The sequence below is a fragment of the uncultured Vibrio sp. genome, from assembly GCF_947488985.1.
GTDB lineage: Bacteria > Pseudomonadota > Gammaproteobacteria > Enterobacterales > Vibrionaceae > Vibrio.
This window is the reverse complement of record NZ_CANLBV010000047.1, coordinates 1-16,459: the sequence shown is the minus strand read 5'-3', so window position 1 is coordinate 16,459 and position 16,459 is coordinate 1. Positions and strand designations below refer to the sequence as shown.

Annotated in this window: 17 protein-coding genes and 1 pseudogene; 5 read left to right on the top strand and 13 right to left on the bottom strand. The window is 46.3% G+C overall.

Going from position 1 to position 16,459, the window contains the following annotated elements; genetic code table 11:
• Nucleotides 1–78 precede the first annotated feature (78 nt).
• Both Q1A70_RS11740 and Q1A70_RS11735 read left to right on the top strand, forming a co-directional pair.
• On the top strand, nt 79–891 hold the full coding sequence (locus Q1A70_RS11740; protein ID WP_299691241.1) for a helix-turn-helix domain-containing protein: 813 nt from the start codon (nt 79–81) through the stop codon (nt 889–891).
• A gap of 168 nt (nt 892–1,059) precedes the next feature.
• A pseudogene (locus Q1A70_RS11735) lies at nt 1,060–1,400 on the top strand (transposase); the annotation flags it as partial.
• A 201-nt stretch (nt 1,401–1,601) separates the two neighbouring features.
• On the opposite strand, the gene Q1A70_RS11730 reads toward Q1A70_RS11735, so the two are convergent.
• A complete protein-coding gene (locus tag Q1A70_RS11730; protein WP_299691193.1) occupies nt 1,602–2,519 on the bottom strand; it encodes an AraC family transcriptional regulator in 918 nt (305 codons plus the stop codon).
• Between the two features lie 291 nt (nt 2,520–2,810).
• On the opposite strand from Q1A70_RS11730, the gene Q1A70_RS11725 reads away from it, so the two are divergent.
• Entirely contained in the window at nt 2,811–3,701 is an 891-nt protein-coding gene (locus Q1A70_RS11725; protein ID WP_299691196.1) for an oxidoreductase, read from the top strand.
• 113 nt (nt 3,702–3,814) lie between these two features.
• Entirely contained in the window at nt 3,815–4,120 is a 306-nt protein-coding gene (locus tag Q1A70_RS11720) for a hypothetical protein (protein ID WP_299691199.1), read from the top strand.
• A 195-nt stretch (nt 4,121–4,315) separates the two neighbouring features.
• Here the strand turns inward: Q1A70_RS11720 and maiA are convergent, their stop codons facing one another.
• From maiA to Q1A70_RS11670, 10 genes are all read right to left on the bottom strand, one after another.
• Complete coding sequence (maiA, locus tag Q1A70_RS11715) at nt 4,316–5,011, bottom strand: maleylacetoacetate isomerase (protein WP_299691202.1); 696 nt, start codon at nt 5,009–5,011, stop codon at nt 4,316–4,318.
• Nucleotides 5,012–5,065: 54 nt separating this feature from the next.
• Entirely contained in the window at nt 5,066–6,103 is a 1,038-nt protein-coding gene (locus Q1A70_RS11710) for a fumarylacetoacetate hydrolase family protein (protein ID WP_299691205.1), read from the bottom strand.
• A 12-nt stretch (nt 6,104–6,115) separates the two neighbouring features.
• The gene (locus Q1A70_RS11705) at nt 6,116–7,246 is read right to left on the bottom strand and encodes a homogentisate 1,2-dioxygenase (RefSeq protein ID WP_299691208.1); all 1,131 of its coding nucleotides are present in this window, start codon (nt 7,244–7,246) and stop codon (nt 6,116–6,118) included.
• Nucleotides 7,239–8,312, bottom strand: a complete 1,074-nt coding sequence (gene hppD, locus Q1A70_RS11700) for a 4-hydroxyphenylpyruvate dioxygenase (RefSeq protein ID WP_299691211.1) — start codon at nt 8,310–8,312, stop codon at nt 7,239–7,241. Before hppD ends, Q1A70_RS11705 begins: the two co-directional genes overlap by 8 nt.
• Nucleotides 8,313–8,664: 352 nt before the next feature.
• Nucleotides 8,665–9,324, bottom strand: a complete 660-nt coding sequence (locus tag Q1A70_RS11695) for an HAD family hydrolase (RefSeq protein ID WP_299691214.1) — start codon at nt 9,322–9,324, stop codon at nt 8,665–8,667.
• Between the two features lies 1 nt (nt 9,325).
• Entirely contained in the window at nt 9,326–10,345 is a 1,020-nt protein-coding gene (locus Q1A70_RS11690) for an ABC transporter ATP-binding protein (RefSeq protein WP_299691217.1), read from the bottom strand.
• Complete coding sequence (locus Q1A70_RS11685; protein WP_299691220.1) at nt 10,345–11,130, bottom strand: ABC transporter permease; 786 nt, start codon at nt 11,128–11,130, stop codon at nt 10,345–10,347. Before Q1A70_RS11685 ends, Q1A70_RS11690 begins: the two co-directional genes overlap by 1 nt.
• Complete coding sequence (locus Q1A70_RS11680; RefSeq protein ID WP_299691223.1) at nt 11,130–12,023, bottom strand: ABC transporter permease subunit; 894 nt, start codon at nt 12,021–12,023, stop codon at nt 11,130–11,132. Before Q1A70_RS11680 ends, Q1A70_RS11685 begins: the two co-directional genes overlap by 1 nt.
• On the bottom strand, nt 12,020–12,898 hold the full coding sequence (locus Q1A70_RS11675; protein WP_299691226.1) for an alkaline phosphatase family protein: 879 nt from the start codon (nt 12,896–12,898) through the stop codon (nt 12,020–12,022). Before Q1A70_RS11675 ends, Q1A70_RS11680 begins: the two co-directional genes overlap by 4 nt.
• A gap of 62 nt (nt 12,899–12,960) precedes the next feature.
• Complete coding sequence (locus Q1A70_RS11670; protein ID WP_299691229.1) at nt 12,961–14,085, bottom strand: ABC transporter substrate-binding protein; 1,125 nt, start codon at nt 14,083–14,085, stop codon at nt 12,961–12,963.
• 211 nt (nt 14,086–14,296) lie between these two features.
• Between Q1A70_RS11670 and Q1A70_RS11665 the strand changes: the two genes are divergently transcribed.
• On the top strand, nt 14,297–15,025 hold the full coding sequence (locus tag Q1A70_RS11665) for a UTRA domain-containing protein (protein WP_299691232.1): 729 nt from the start codon (nt 14,297–14,299) through the stop codon (nt 15,023–15,025).
• A 108-nt stretch (nt 15,026–15,133) separates the two neighbouring features.
• On the opposite strand, the gene Q1A70_RS11660 is transcribed toward Q1A70_RS11665, so the two are convergent.
• The gene (locus tag Q1A70_RS11660) at nt 15,134–15,988 is read right to left on the bottom strand and encodes an amino acid ABC transporter ATP-binding protein (RefSeq protein ID WP_299691235.1); all 855 of its coding nucleotides are present in this window, start codon (nt 15,986–15,988) and stop codon (nt 15,134–15,136) included.
• Entirely contained in the window at nt 15,981–16,400 is a 420-nt protein-coding gene (locus tag Q1A70_RS11655) for an ABC transporter permease subunit (protein ID WP_299691244.1), read from the bottom strand. The genes Q1A70_RS11660 and Q1A70_RS11655 overlap by 8 nt, the downstream gene beginning before the upstream one ends.
• Between the last annotated feature and the right edge of the window lie 59 nt (nt 16,401–16,459).

Genomic DNA, 16,459 nt, shown 5'->3' with positions numbered 1-16,459 from the left:
TACAATAAGCACTTCATGTCACGCTTCTATGAATGGTAGTCTTGAAGGAGAAAAATGAATAGTTTTAAAGGGAAACCCATGACAGACCTCGTTACCAAACTCATGGATTTTGGATTTACGAAAACAGATTCGCTTGTTTACATTAATTTGTTAAAAAATGGTCGAGCGAGCGGCTATAAAATAGCGAAAGAAATCTCGCTATCTCGCTCTTCGGTTTACTCTTCGATTGATAATCTATATAACAATGGGTACATTTTCCTTTCTGATGGTGATACCAAAGAATACGAAGCGAAATCACCAGATCTGATCTTCAGTCAGATTGAGAAAAACACGATTGAAAACATCGGTATTCTCAAAAAAGAACTGTCAAAGATGATGCTGCCTGAGGAGAAAGAGTTTGTGTACAACGTGTCGGGTTACGAGCACGTTGTTCAAAGGGCTCGAGAATTGATCGCTCAAGCTAAGTTGGAGATCTATTTGAATACAGACTTCCACTTATCACTGTTTTCGGAAGAGTTTTCAGAAGCTATTGAACGTGGTGTGCGTGTTATCTGTTTCTCGTTTAATCGTATCGAAAAACCTCATCCGGACATTGAGGTCTACTCAAGGTTTGATATCGACGAACAAGATTACCCTTCGCACCGGTTTATGTTGGTTGTCGATATGAATTTATCACTGATTTTTTCACATCGCGAAGAAACGAAAGGTTTGTATACCAACAATCGCCTGATGGTTAAGATGACGGCTGAACATATACACAATGATATCTATTTAACAGAATATCAAAAAGAAGCGTCAAGAAATCCCGTAAGAATCAACACAATTCACGAACAGGGGAACTCTATGACGGTTGATGAGATTTTGAAGAGAAAAGAAGAGAGCAGTTCTTAGCTCAAACTGAGATAATAAAAAGCCCAAGGTAGAGTGACTATCTTGGGCTTGTTCTATTGGATGTTAGCTGGCTCCTGGCCTGACACAAGTCGGTCTTTATCCGCGAGCCTGTAATTTAAATTGTGTATCTGGTTATAATTAAGCCAGTCATGGCTAAGAATAAGCAGTATGGATAAGAAAGCTCTAGAGGCCTTCGCTCGCGAAGCTGCCAAGTCGATTAAGACACCTTCTGATCTTGATGACTTCAGAAAAATGTTAACCAAGGTGACCGTTGATACCGTGCTCAATTCTGAACTTGATGAGTACCTTGGTTACGAAAAACACTCTTCTTCAACCACTGATAACAGCCGAAATGGCTACTCTTCAAAATGTATGATGCTGAGGTATCTGCCAGCCTAATATCTAAGGTTACCGATGCCGTTCTGGAGCAAGTCGTTGAGTGGCAGGCTCGTCCGCTTGATGCGGTCTATCCCATCGTTTATCTCGATTGTATCGTTGTGAAGGTGCGTTTAGCGGTACATTGAATTTGCTCACCCAGTTAAAGGTGAGCGAAGTATCCCTACAAGCAATAACAGTCGTAAGTGTTACCCGAAGACAATTAATATAACTAAATCTCTAAGAAGGTTTTTCCAGAGGCTTCTCAGTGCGATCATCGCTAGCATGTGACATTTCCTAGCCATTAGAATTCATATTACTCTCAAGCTGCAATATTAATGGCGGGTATTTTGTAATCGATACTCTGAAGGGGTCACCCCAACTTTGTTTTTGAATAATCTGGAAAAATATTGTGGGTAATCAAAGCCTAAACTATAGGCAATGGTCGCCACGGAATCCTTACTAGAGAGTAAGCGATCTTTAGACTTATCAATCAGAGCATATTGAATCCAATCCTTCGTTGTTTTACCTGTTTCAGCTTTCAGCGCATCGCTTAGGTATCGACTGGTCATATTCATGCTTTGCGCCAGTTCTTCTACTTCAGGGATTGCAGCAGATTCTTGAATGATAGCGTCCAACCGAACATCTAAAAGCTTTGAAAGTCGATCGTATACTGAGGTGTTAGCCTCTTTGCGCATCATAAATTGACGGTGGTAATAGCGATTGGCGTACATCAATAAGGTGCTGATTTGCGATAAAATAAGCTCTTTACTAAAGGCATCTAAGCTCATGTTGTTTTCTGCCTCAAGCGCATCAAACATCGCGACCATATGTTGCTCTTCTTTTGGTGAAAGGTGTAAAGCCTCGTTAACCGAATAATTGAAAAATTGATATTGCTTAAGTTCGTCTTGCAGCTTGTGACCACGGATATAATCGGGGTGAAAGCAGATGGTGCGAGCAACGGAGTCAATGATAATACCGCTGGCCGTGAGCTCTTGGCCGGGAGCAATAAACAGCATTGTTCCACTTGAACAGTCGTATTGGGTACGACCGTACATGACCTCGCCTGATGTGATGTGTTTGAGCGATATCGCGTAGAAACTCGTGGTGAGTGAAATGCTCTCACCGCTGAGTAATTGATTGTCATCACTGTTGGGGCTTAGTTTCATTACATCAACTAAAGGGTGTTCTGGTGGGCGTATACCGAGAACAGCATTGAGTTGTTTAATGGTATCAAAATGGAAGTTTTTCATTGTTTAACCTTATCGTACACCCTTTAGTGGCATCTATCTCGCTCTGATTCATATTATGGTTTAGTTGAACAGAAAGTTCAGTGCACAAATTGACGTGAAGTGTATACAAAACTTCGGAGCGGTTCGATTCGTTATTTCGTATACAACTCTTGCAGTTTTGTGCACTGCTACTTTTGGCCATGTCTCTTAAGATTGCTCTATCGATTACGAAGCCTTCGAGTTTAACTGCATTGTGTTAAAGGCATTGTTTCGAAATAGCTAAACCATCATAAAATATGAGGAATAAAGTTCATGGCAAATAAACCTTGGAGTGCTGAAGACATACCCACTCAAAAAGGTAGGATTGCAGTTGTGACTGGGTCAACCAGCGGGATCGGTAAGGAAACTGCGAGGGTGCTAGCGCAAAAACAAACAACAGTGGTACTTGCCGTAAGAAATGTATCAAAAGGTGAGAAGGTAGCAGCGGAAATTCGAGCGGACTATCCAGATGCCAATGTTTCGGTTATACAATTGGACCTTTCCAGTCTTCACTCAATTCAAGCGTTTAGTTCACAGCTTTTAGCAACTTTCGATAGGCTTGATTTACTGATCAACAACGCAGGAGTAGCGTGCCCGTATGCCAAGACTGATGATGGATTTGAAATTCTGATGGGAACGAATCATCTAGGTCACTTTGCATTGGTCAGCCATTTACTCGAAACTCTCAAGAAAACACCAAGCTCCCGTGTGGTGGTCGTTTCTGCTGGCGCACATAAATCCTCGAAGATCGATTTGGATGACTTGAACTGGGAGAAGCGAAAATACAGTAATTTTACGGCGTACGCAGATAGCAAACTGGCGAATCTCTATTTTGCCTATGAGTTAAAAAAACGACTTGAATCCGAAGGTGGCAACCCGATGGTTACAGCAGCTCATCCAGGGTGGACGACATCAGAACTTCAGCGTGGCGTGGTGAAATTCTTAAATATCTTTTTCGGCCAGAGTAAAGAAATGGGAGCACTACCAACACTACGAGCTGCAACAGACGAAAGTGCGTCTTCGGGTGATTTTTTTGGTCCTAAAGATTTTTTTGAGCTGCATGGTGCACCCATTAAGGTCGAGTCAAGCAAGCAGTCACACGATGTCGATGTGGCGAAAAAACTTTGGACGCTATCTGAAGAATTAACAGGAATAAAATACTAATACGCTGATTTTACAGCTAATACTATATTAGTGAGACTGGTGTGGGTGGCGTAAGACTTTGTACTTGTGTTGCTTACCCACATACGCAGTGTAATGTGTTTTTAAGGACATGAATGGAAAGCAAAATATTTATCCAAACGGCAGGGGTTATCCTTTTAATACTAGGGGCGATTCTTAGCTATAACCCTGAGCTTGTGAGCAGTAAACCCATTCCAGACGATACATTTCGTGCCGTTGAGCGAAGAGTTCGATGGGGCTTCTTGATGGGACTCGGTATGCTGCTCACTTTTCATCATCAATTGACCCCACTCTTGTTTACCGCAGTAGCACTAGGGATGACATTAACCTTAGGTGCGTTGATTGCACGCGTAATGGGTATTGCTCAGATGGATCAGTACCAAGACAATGGATGTGGGTAGTTGTTGAGCTAATCATGGTCATTGGTTTAGGAATTTGGCATGCAAAATAACACGCCTAGCAAGTTGTAATACTTCACAACTAACTTTGCCATATTTGTATATGATTGATGATTATTTAATTTAGCAAAACCAATAACTCATTTTGTCCACATTTGAGTCAGAGAGCGCTGCTTTGTGTGTCACGGGGACGAAGATTTACGTTTGTATCTGTTCATTCGCATCCGCCTGATTCTCTGGCATTGCATCGATAAAGGCGGGTAACTGGTTACACGCTTCAACAATCGAGTTAATCAGCGGATACGGCGACATATCGACGCCAAAACGCAGCGCATTATACACCTGTGGGACTAAGCAAATATCAACAATGCAGGGTGAATCGGTCAGGCTATACACTGAGTCACCGTGCACTTTTTTATGTTTCGCCAGCTTCTCTTCCAACGCCGAAAAACCTTGGCTCATCCAATAGTGAAGCCAACCCATTTTTACCTCTTGCTCGCACGACAATTCTCGCTCCAAATACTGCAACACGCGCAGGTTATTAAGAGGATGAATTTCCATCGCAATATCCTGAGCCATCGCCAACGCTTGATAGCGCAGTGGTGTTTGCTCAGGAATCAACAAGGTGTCTGGGCTGCTCTCACACAAATAGCTTTCATCCAAGTATTGCAAGATCGTCAGCGATTGATTGAGTTTAACTTCACCATCCACCAGCACGGGCACTAACTCACTGGCGTTGAGCTCGCGATATTGTGGAGCGTGCTGCTCTCCGCCATTACGCAGCAAATGCACAAATTTAGACTCATAACTCAGCTGTTTTAGGTTCAAGCCAATACGCACTCGATACGCCGCAGACGAGCGCCAGTAACCATAGAGTGTGACCTTCTTGTTCATAAAGAGTCCTCATTCATAACGTGCCTCTCTGCAGTTTTACTCTTGTCATTGTAATTAGCGCAGTCGATATTGACTGACTTTTTGCTCAATCGCGCCAAAGATCGAGTCACCTGCCGCATCGAGCATCTCTAGACGAATCGAATCACCAAACGACATAAATTGAGTTGAAGGTTTACCATCACGAATCGTCTCTATCATGCGTACTTCAGCAATGCATGAATAGCCTACACCGCCCTCGGCAATTGAGGTGCCGTGGTCAGTGCCTTGCTTATTCGATACCGTGCCCGAGCCAATGATCGCACCGGCCGACAATGGACGAGTTTTCGCAGCATGGACGATCAGCTCAGCGAAATTGAAGGTCATGTCCACACCTGCATTCGGGCACCCAAAAGGTGTGTCGTTGTAGGTTGAAGTCAGTGGCAGGTGTACCTTACTGCCTTGCCACTGTTCGCCCAACTCATCGGGTGTCACTGCCACTGGAGAGAACGCCGAAGAAGGTTTAGACTGGAAGAAACCAAAGCCCTTGGCGAGCTCTGCCGGAATCAAGCCACGCAGCGATACATCATTGACTAACATCAGTAAGCGAATCGACTCGTGCGCCTGTTTAATACTTGCGCCCATCGGCACATCTCCCGTGACAACCGCCACTTCTCCTTCGAAATCGATACCCCATCCGTCGCTGGCAAATTCGATATTGTCACACGGGCCGATAAAGGCATCAGATCCACCTTGATACATCAAAGGATCGACCCAGAAGCTTTCTGGCATTTCAGCACCACGCGCCTTACGCACCAGCTCAACGTGGTTGACATAAGCGCTGCCATCAGCCCATTGATAAGCGCGCGGCAGAGGCGATTCACAGTACTGGGGAGCAAACACTTCACTGCCTGCCACATGCCCGCTGTTTAACGAGGCGTATAACTCCTCTAACTGAGGTGCAACGCTGTCCCAGTTGTCCAGAGCTACCTGCATGGTTGGCGCCAGATGCATCGCGTGGAAAATCTCCGTCGCTGGTACACACTGCTTGAGATCTCTACTCACGACCATCAACAGACCATCGCGAGTACCATTTTTCTTGGTTGCTAATTTCATCCTTGTTGCCCCTTACTTCTCTTGCCAACTGTAGACATATTCTTTGTTCTCAACGCTATCGAGTTCATCGGAAAACTGCAGTGCATGGCGGGTATCGATCATCACCGCGACTTCGTCGGTGAACTTTTTCTTATACGCTTGCCCAGCCTTAAAGGCTTTCGGGTGAGGCCCATGAGTGAAGCCCGCAGGGTGGAAAGTCACCATCCCCGCTTCAATATTGTCGCGACTAAAGAAATCCCCTGCGTGATAGAAAAGCACTTCATCATAGTCGTCATTGTTGTGGTAGAACGGCACTTTCAGCGCACCGGGATCGCTCTCAATCGGGCGCGGCACAAAGGTACACACCACGAAACCTGCGCCAACAAAGGTGGTGTGTGCAGACGGTGGCAAGTGGTAGCGATGTGACATCAGCGGTCTGATATCGCGCCAGTTCACCTTCACCACAGCCAAATCACCATGCCAACCAATCGCGTCCAATGGATTAAACGGATAGGTGATGACACTGACTTTGTCGTGGCGTTTCACCTGAACTTGGGTTTGTTCTTCGGAGTACTGAGCGCGGAATTGATCGTTGATCGACGGGATTTCAAGAACCGCTGGATCAAACACCGCGTGATTACCGACCATGCCCTTCTCTGGCAGAGAATAAGCCGCGTCGGTGTTCTCAATCATCAAGATGAACATCGGCTCACTTGGCTCCAAGCGCCAATTAGTCGAACGCGGGATCATCACGTAATCCCCTTCAGTCACCGCTAAATGGCCATAGTCGCAATAGAGATCAGCACTGCCTTGGTGAATGAACAGCAGCTCATCGCCATCGGAGTTACGTACCAAGAAATCCATCTTCTCGTCCATGCGCCATACACGGATTTTGCAGTCCGCGTTGTGCAAAAGGTGAGGCACAGCCCAAGGGGTTATCTGACTGGCTTTTTCCACCAGTGTAAAATCAAAAGCACGAGGACGTAAGTCGCCCTCCCACTCCGACCAACCTGTTGGGGCGTGCTGGTGATGAAAGTGAGCGGCAGGGCCGAAGAACCCACTTCGACCCGCCTCTCGCTCATAAATTGCCTCTTCAGGGAAGTCGGCATGCGCTTGTTTAGAGCACACACCCTCCCGATGAGGAAACGAGATCCATTTATGCATCGTCTAATACTCCTCGACGAATCTGGTCCTCTTCAATCGATTCAAACAGCGCCTTGAAGTTGCCTTCGCCAAAGCCTTCATTGCCTTTACGCTGAATGATTTCAAAGAACACAGGCCCGATTACTGTCTGCGTGAAAATTTGCAGCAAGATGCCATCTTTGTTCGGCGCACCATCAATCAGCACACGTAAGTCACGCAATAGATCGGTGTCTTCCCCGTGGCCTTTCACACGATCGTCAACTTTCTCGTAGTAGGTATCTGGGGTTGGCATAAAGTCCATGCCGCGCTCACGCAGGGTTTTCACTGTTTTGTAAATGTCATCCGATGCAAGTGCTATGTGCTGGATGCCTTCGCCGTTGTATTCGCGGATGAACTCTTCAATTTGTGATTTGTCATCGGAAGACTCATTGATAGGGATGCGGATTTTGCCACATGGTGAGGTCATGGCGCGGCTCACAAGGCCTGTCAGCTTACCTTCAATGTCGAAGTAGCGAATCTCACGGAAGTTGCCGATGCGCTCATAAAAACCAGACCACAGGTCCATATTGCCTTGTTTCACGTTGTGCGTAAGGTGATCGATCTCGTAAAGGCCTACGTCGGCTTTCGCCATACGCTCTTGCGCGTCATCATAGAATCGGAAGTCAACGTCGTAGATGCTCTGCTTGCCGTAACGATCCACAAAATAAAGCAAACTTTCACCGATGCCGTAAATAGCAGGAATACTCAGCTCCATCGGCCCTATTTCTGTCTTGTAATCTTCACCACCACCGTTAGACGCCTGCGTCATTGCAGTGGTTGCATCGTTAACACGAAACGCCATGCCACACACCGATGGGCCGTGAACTTTAGCGAACACTTCCGCTTGGCTGTGTGGCTGTTCATTGACGATAAAGTTGATGTCACCTTGTCGATACAGCCAAGCCTCTTTTGAACGATGCTTAGCGATCTCAGCAAAACCAAGTGACACAAACAGCGCTTTAAGTTGCTCAATTCCCTTGTGGTCGACAGCTGTGTATTCAACAAACTCGAATCCATCTGTACCAAGCGGGTTGTAGATATCCACCATAAGCGTTCTCCTTGCCTCTTTTACCTCAATAAATTTGGCTCACAAGTCGAGAGATTGAAATGTAAAGCAGAAAACAGGCAATATAGATAAAGCCCATCAAGTTGTAAATTAATTGTTACACGAGAATGGATAGATCAGGAAGGTGAGTACTATCAAAGAATTGAGATGAGATGCTCTGATTTACAGCTGAACAAGAGGTGTTAGCGAATGGTTACGGGTGAGCTTTATCAACGAAAGTAGCGAATCGCACCCTAGCCCTATCTGACAGGGTAGATAAATGACACAAAAAAGCCGCTGTCGTCAGCGGCTTGATGAATTCTAAAATGAACATGACACGAATCAGAGAACGGCGTTAATCCCAGTCGAGAATCGACCAATTCGGTTGTTCGGCCAGTGCTTTCAAGCGCGGGCATGGGTTCACCAAGTAAGCAAAGTCCGCGTGTTCGCATAAAGGTAAGTCGTTGATTGAATCCGTATAAAAGTGAATGTCTGAGTAGTTGGTTTCTTGATTATCTAACCACTCTTTTAAACGCGTCACTTTGCCTTCTCGATAGCTTGGTACGCCTAAGATTTCCGATGTAAAACAGCCTTGGTTTTCGACTAAATCGATACCGAGGGCATTCTCGATACCAATCTTACGACCCACAGCTTCCACTAAGAAACTTACGCTGGCAGAGATGATCAACATATCGATATTGTCGTGCTCTAGCTGCTCAATCAAAGGCTTAGACTGCTTAAACTGCTTTGGCAAGATATGGTGCTCAACACACTCTTCCACCAAAGCAGCAACCTGTTCTGTTGGCATATCCGCTAAAGGCTGCATGGCAAACGTTAGGTAGTCTTCCATATTCATTTTGCCTTCGCAATATAGCCCCATTAGGCGCTTGTCTTCTTCAATAAAATTGGGGGCTGTAGCTATGCCCTTTTCAACCAAGAACGCATTCCAAAGCATTGCTGCATCGGCATTGATCAGCGTTTCGTCCATATCAAATACATACAAAGGTTTGAACATCTTAGGCTCTCACTGGTTGAATTTCATTAAGGTTAAACAGCAGTTCGAGTTGGCTGCCATTAGCCAACAGTCGTTCAGAGGAACGGTTAAGTAGGTCGACCGTTAATTCACACTCATCAACGTCCACTTGGTAGCGAATCACGTTACCCAACAACTGGTGGTTGCGAATGGTGCCCGTTTTCGGCGCAGAGATGTGTTCGCCATATTGTCGGCCTTGCTCTTTAACGTAGATAGATTCTGGTCGAATCGCCACTTTCCATTCGGTTTCAATATTGAACAATTGCTTGGCTTTATTCGCTTGCACCAGATTGTAATTCCCCATGAACCCTGCCACGAATTCATTGGCAGGTTGAGTGTAGATCTCTTCTGGCGTACCCGCTTGCACGATCTCACCTTTGCTCATTAAGAATATGCGATCAGACATGATCATCGCTTCTTCTTGATCATGAGTCACGAAGATCGTGGTCAGGTTCATCTCTTTTTGAATATCACGGATCTGTTGGCGTAGGTGCTTACGGATCTTCGCATCCAGTGCTGACAGCGGTTCATCAAGCAACAAAATACGCGGCTTGACCACCAAGGCTCTTGCCAAAGCCACACGCTGACGCTGACCGCCTGATAGCTGATGCGGGTAGAATTTCTCTTTGCCCGTTAAATCCACCAGCCCAATCACTTTCGCGACTTCGCGCTTAATCTCTTCAGCAGCAAGCTTTTTCATCTTAAGGCCAAACGCAATGTTGCCCTCAACCGTCATGTTCGGGAACAGCGCATAAGATTGAAATACCATGCCGATGCCACGCTGTTGTGGCACTTGGTGGGTGATCTCTTCGCCATTCACCCAGATCTCACCGCCATCAACAGGATTCAAGCCCGCTAAGCTGCGCAGCAGAGTTGATTTACCACAACCACTTGGGCCAAGCAGCGTGATGAATTCACCCTTTTCGATGGAAAATTCAATATCTTCAAACACCGTGTTGTCACCAAAACGCTTGGTGAGATTTTTCGCAATTACATAGCTCATTATTTGATTCCTTGGCTGAAACGACTTGCCAACCAAGTCAGTAAGAAAATAAACAGGAAGTACGTCATCACAAGGGCAGACGTGAAGTGGCCGCTGGTTTGACGCATGTTGTATAGGTAAATTTGCAGTGTCTCGTAGCGAGTACCCACCAAAATATTAGCGAACACGAACTCACCCAATAGAAACGAGAACGACAAGAACAGCGACGCCATTAAGCCTTTCTTAAGGTTTGGCAGAATAATCAACAAGAACGCCTTAGTGGTGCTTGCACCAAGCAGATGAGCCGCGTCCATCAAGTCGTGCAAATTGATTGCTTCAAAGCTGTTGGCAATCGCGCGGTACATGAATGGCAGCGCGATGGTGAAGTAAGTACCAATCAGGATCCATGGCGTGCCTATCAAGGAGATTTCGCTATCCGCATACAGCTGAAGCAAGCCAACTGACGATACTACTGGCGGTACTGCGAACGGCAATAAGATGAGGATATTCATCACCTTGTCGAGTTTCGGGAAATAGTAAAACACCACGAAAATCGCAGGTAGAACCAACACCACACTCAATGACAGCGCCGCCACACAGATAAACAGTGAACGACCAAAGGCTTGTAAGAAGCGAGGATCCGTCAGTAGGTTGATGTACCAATCCAGAGTAAAACCATCCGGCAGGATCGTGGCGCCCCAACGCGAAGAGATCGAGTAGATGAAGGTCGCCAAGATCGGGATCATCATGATGCCAACGATCGAATAGACCACGGTTTTATGAAAGCGAGTATTTACGGTGTTCATTACTTTCTCTTCCCTGCGTAGCTTTTGCTGATCAGCCATTGGTTAATCACGGTGATGAAAGCCAGCATCGCCATCAGAATCACGGAAATTGCGGCAGCTAGGTTTGGTTCAAGGAACAGGTCGCCCGATACCAAGCTCGCGATTCGAATCGTAATCACGTTGTAGTTGCCCGAGGTCAACGCATACACGCTCGCATACGCGCCAATCGCATTAGCAATCAAGATGATGAAGGTGCCAAACAAGGCAGGAGATAGCACAGGCAGCGCGATTTTGGTCCAGTATTGCCAAGTTTTCGCACCAAGCAGTGCTGAGGCGGCTTGCCAGTCGTCACTCAAGGCATCAAACGCTGGATACAGCAACAACACCGCTAATGGGATCTGGAAGTAGATGTAAATCGCCAACAGGCCCCACTTGCCATACAGATCGAAATCACCCAGCAAGCCGTACTGCTTGAGCAATAAGGTGATCGCACCATTGGTGCCCAAGATGATGATGAAAGCGAACGACAAAGGCACACCAGAGAAGTTGCTGCTCATGTTGGTGAAGGCAATCACCGCATCGCGGATTTTAGAATCAACGCGGCGCAATGAAGAAACGAGCAGAGTCGCGATCGCTAAGCCAACAATACTCGACCAAATCGACAGCCATAAACTGTTACCGAAGGCCTGCATCATGAAGGCAGAGTCGAATATTTCAGAATAGTTTTCTAACGAGATCTGATCATCATAGAAAAAGCTGTTAATCAGAACCCAAATCATAGGGGCTAATTGGAACAAATAGAAAAACAGGGCGAAAGGCGCAAGCCACAAAGCGGGCTTGAAGCGTTGAAACAAAGATTTGGTTTTGGGTTGAAGCGCAGAGCCATTGCTCTGCGTGATTACAGAACTGCTCATAGGGCCAACAATTCCTGAGTGTAAGATTTATCGTGTTCAAGGTTGAGTAGCTGACACACGCTGCCGCAAATATCCGTCTGTTTCACTGAACATTCTTGATGTGTGAACTTATCGCCAATCACAAAGAATGGCACTTCACGCTCTTCAGGCAGAATGCCACCGTGAGACAAGTCATTGTTCATGCCGTGATCACTGGTGATGATCACCTGATAACCATCGTCTACCCATTTCTCAAGGTAGTTCGATAGGTAAATATCCGCGCCACGCGCACTGTTGCGGTATTGGCGAGAATCCAACCCATGCTTGTGTCCAATATCGTCAATGTTCATTGGGTGAATCAACAAGAAGTCCGGCTGATGAGTGACACGCAGGTGCTCAGCATCCAAGAACAAGGCTTCATCTGGGTAGTGGTCCCAGTGGTAAAAACAACCATGCTGGATGTTCATGGTTTCATCGTTGGTAAAACGGTCACGCACAGCGTCAAACGGCGCTCGGTTATACAACTCGCTCACCCAGTGATAGGCCGCGGCAGCCGTCACTTTGCCCTGAGATTTAGCCAAGCTAAAGATCGACTCGTGATTCGACAAACGCACGATTTGATTGTTAACGATGCCACTCTCGACAGGGCGAACCCCAGTTAAAATGCACTCATACAGTGGGCGTGACATAGATGGCAGTTCACATTGCACAGGGTAAAGCGTGGCGCGCAGCTTGTTTTTTTGCGTACTCTGCGAAGTGCTCTGTTTATTCTGCAAATCGCCCTGTTTTTCATGAAGATCTTTAAGTTCTAGAAGACCGTTCAGGTAGCCCATGCAATCACGGGCTACCTGATAATTCAGTCCATCTAGAACAACAAGGATAACCTTATTGCTCATGGTCTATTCTCTATTGCTTGTTTCCATAAGCCACCTATTGAAGGTGGCGTGTTACGCGGGGATTATTGCTGATGAATCAAGACGCTTTCTTGCCATTGACGCGGCAGACGACGTGCTGATTTTTCCCATGCTGAGAAGTCAGTCACTGGGTGAACGTTGCTGTATTGCTCGTTCGAGATCAGCTTGTCTTGTACTGATTGAGGTAGCGTAACGCTGCTACGGATTGGACGCGCATAACCTTCTGCTAGGTTGATTTGGCCTTGGTCGCTGAAGATGTATTCACGAGCCAGCTTCGCCGCGTTCGGGTTTTTCGCGTATTTGTTGATGATGGTGGTGTAACCAGAGATCACTGAGCCATCTTGTGGAATGCTTACCGTAAAGCGCTCACGGTCGATCTTGTCGCGGTAGTTCAATGCGTTGAAGTCCCACATGATCGCCACTTCTACTTCGCCTTTTTCAAGGTTCGCGATGCTTGGATCTGTGTAAGATAGACGGCCTTGCTTCGCTAACTCGCCAAAGAATTTAATCGCGGGTTTTAGGTTTGATTCATCACCGCCGTTAGCAAATGCAGCCGATAGAATCGCGTTGTTTGCTTGCGCGGCTACGCCTACGTCACCAACAGTAACTTTGTAGTCGCCCTCTAGTAGGTCACTCCAAGATTTTGGTGCTTCTTCAACAAGGTTGTTGTTTGAAATAAACGAGATAGTGCCTGTATAAGCCAGAGCCCAGTGACCATCTTTGTCTTTCGCCCAATCTGGAATGTCATTCCAAGTGGTTGGCTTGTATGGCTGCGTTACGTCTTTCTGCACAGCGACACGTGCAAAGGCGAAACCAACATCACCGATATCCGCGGTTGCGTTTCTTTTCTCTGCTTCAAATTTAGAGATCTCTTGTGCCGAGCTCATGTCTGTATCCTGATGCTTCAAACCGTAGTTTGCTTTCAGATCAGCCCATGTGCCTTTCCAGTTTGCCCAACTGTCTGGCATACCCACACTGTAAACCGCACCCTCTTTTTGAGCAGCTTCAATCAGTGACTCAAGATCAGCATCCTTCGCCATCGCTGGCATTGAAAGTGTCGCCGTTATTAACGTTGCACTGATTAGCTTTGCAGGTGAAGCAATCCGTTTTGACGGTGTACCCACCAGTTTTTCTACTGATGAGGTTGAACGGCTAAGCAAAGTTTTCATTGTCTCTATCCTTCTGGACTAGGTCAGTAAGTTCGTTTTGTATGCTATCGCCAGAATATGACGCTTTCGCGCAACTTATTTGACAGTTCAGATGCATTTACATGGCAGTTATATTTCACTCATATGACAGCAAGTCGTTGTTTACTGTCACATTCCTGTTAACTCCGTGGTTTACCTTATTAAGCACACAAACTTATGGACTAGATCAGTAATGAGAATATTGGGGACAGGGCAGTCAGGGACACAGCTAGGAAGAATTAAGACAAGTATTCGAGAACAGCTTCTATCAGGCATCTTCACCGAGGGGCAAAAACTGCCCTCCGAAAGAGCGCTCAGCGAGCTGTTTTCCACCACCCGAATCACGCTCAAAGATGCCTTGGTATCATTAGAAACCGAAGGCTTGATATACCGAGAAGAGCGCCGAGGTTGGTATGTGTCGCCCGAACGTATTCGCTACAACCCATTGTCTCGTTCTCACTTTCATCAAATGATTCGTGAACAACACCGCATTGCAGAAACAAGGCTGCTGAGCACTCGTACAGAAATGGCGGCAGGCGATTACGCCAAAGCATTAGAAATAGAACAGATAACCCCGATACACGTGATTGAGCGATTACGATTTATTGATGGCAGAGCGGTACTGTTCGTTGAAAACGTATTGAAAGCCCCCCTGTTTGAAAAAATATTGTCGGAAAACCTCACCATGTCGCTTACGGGCATCTATCGAGAAAAATACGGCTATGAGACTAAACGATCGCGCTTTGATGTGATTCCCACTTCTGCCCCAGCGCATGTCGCTAAGGCGTTAAATTTGGCTGAAGGACAACCTGTTCTTAAGATCTGCCGCGTGAACTACAAACAAGACGGCGAGTTAATGGACTGCGAACTGGAATACTGGCGACCAGATTCTGTAGTGATCCATATTGATAGTATTGGGTAATGCTGTGCCTACTTGAGAGAAGAACCCCACACATACAAAAACTCCGACTGATTAGGTCGGAGTTTTGGATTTAGCGATCAAACATTAAGGTGATGTGAATCATCTAGCTCATGAATCAAGCTTGAGGAACAGCCTAACCCTTGGTGAATCTGGGTTAGTGAAGAACTTCTCTGGGTTGGATTTCTCAATCAATATCCCCTTCTCAAGGAATACCACCTGATCCGACACCTGACGCGCGAACTCCATCTCATGAGTGACCACCACCATGGTGTAGCCCTCTTGCGATAGCTTCTTCATCACTAGGAGTACCTCTTCGACCAATTCAGGGTCGAGCGCCGAAGTTGGCTCATCAAACAACAAAACATCCGGTTCCATCGCGAGCGCCCTAGCAATCGCGACACGTTGCTTTTGTCCACCCGATAACATACTTGGGTAACTCTCTAGCTTGTGCGACATTCCAACCTTGTCGAGTTGCTTACGAGCCATCTCTTCAGCGTCAGGTTTTGCTATCTTTTTCACGTGTACCAACGCTTCCATGACGTTTTGCAACACGGTGAGATGTGGCCATAAGTTGAAGCTTTGAAAGACCATGCCAAGACGTTCACGAAGTTTCGCCAACTCTTTGTATTTGAGCGGCTTACCCGTTTCAGAGTTGACACCAATACGCTCATCACCCATGAAGATCGTACCGCGTTCTGGTTGTTCTAACCAGTTCATGCAGCGCAATAACGTCGATTTTCCCGACCCTGACGAACCGAGAATACTCACTACATCGCCTTTGTTGATGGTAAGGTTGATGTCTCGCAGCACTTCGATGCCATCAAACTGTTTCGACAAGTTTTCAATGTTGATGATCGTCTCGCGCTCTTCCAACAGTGGCTCGCACTCAATCACTTCCAAATTCACTCCCAAAGAGGGGTTAATCGGTGCTTCTGTTTCAATAATCTCTGATTGTTTAAGCATGGCTAAGCCCTCTAAGTTCAACTTTGGTTTGGATTCGTTTGGTAATGGTTTCAAGTGCAATACTCACCGCCCAGTAGAGCGCAATCGCAATGATGAAGGCATTCAATGGGATGAAGTAGGTCGATTGAATACTGTTGGCTGCCGCGGTAATTTCTGCGACGGTAATGATGCTAAGAAACACAGTGTCTTTTAAGCAGATGATAAGTTGGTTAGTGATCAGAGGAGCCGACTTAAATAACACGTTGGGTGTGATGACTCGGGTGAAGGTTTTGAGTTTAGAAAACCCATAAGCGTGCGCTGCTTCGATGTAACCAGGCTCTAACCCTTTGCGCACACCGCGGAAAATCTCACAGAAATACGTACCATGATAGAGGCTGAGTGCGATGATTCCCGCTGGCTTTGTTGCGTAAATCGAGTGAACTAAATCAGAATCGTACGATCAGATCAGAGACATTCTCTTATTGACTCCGA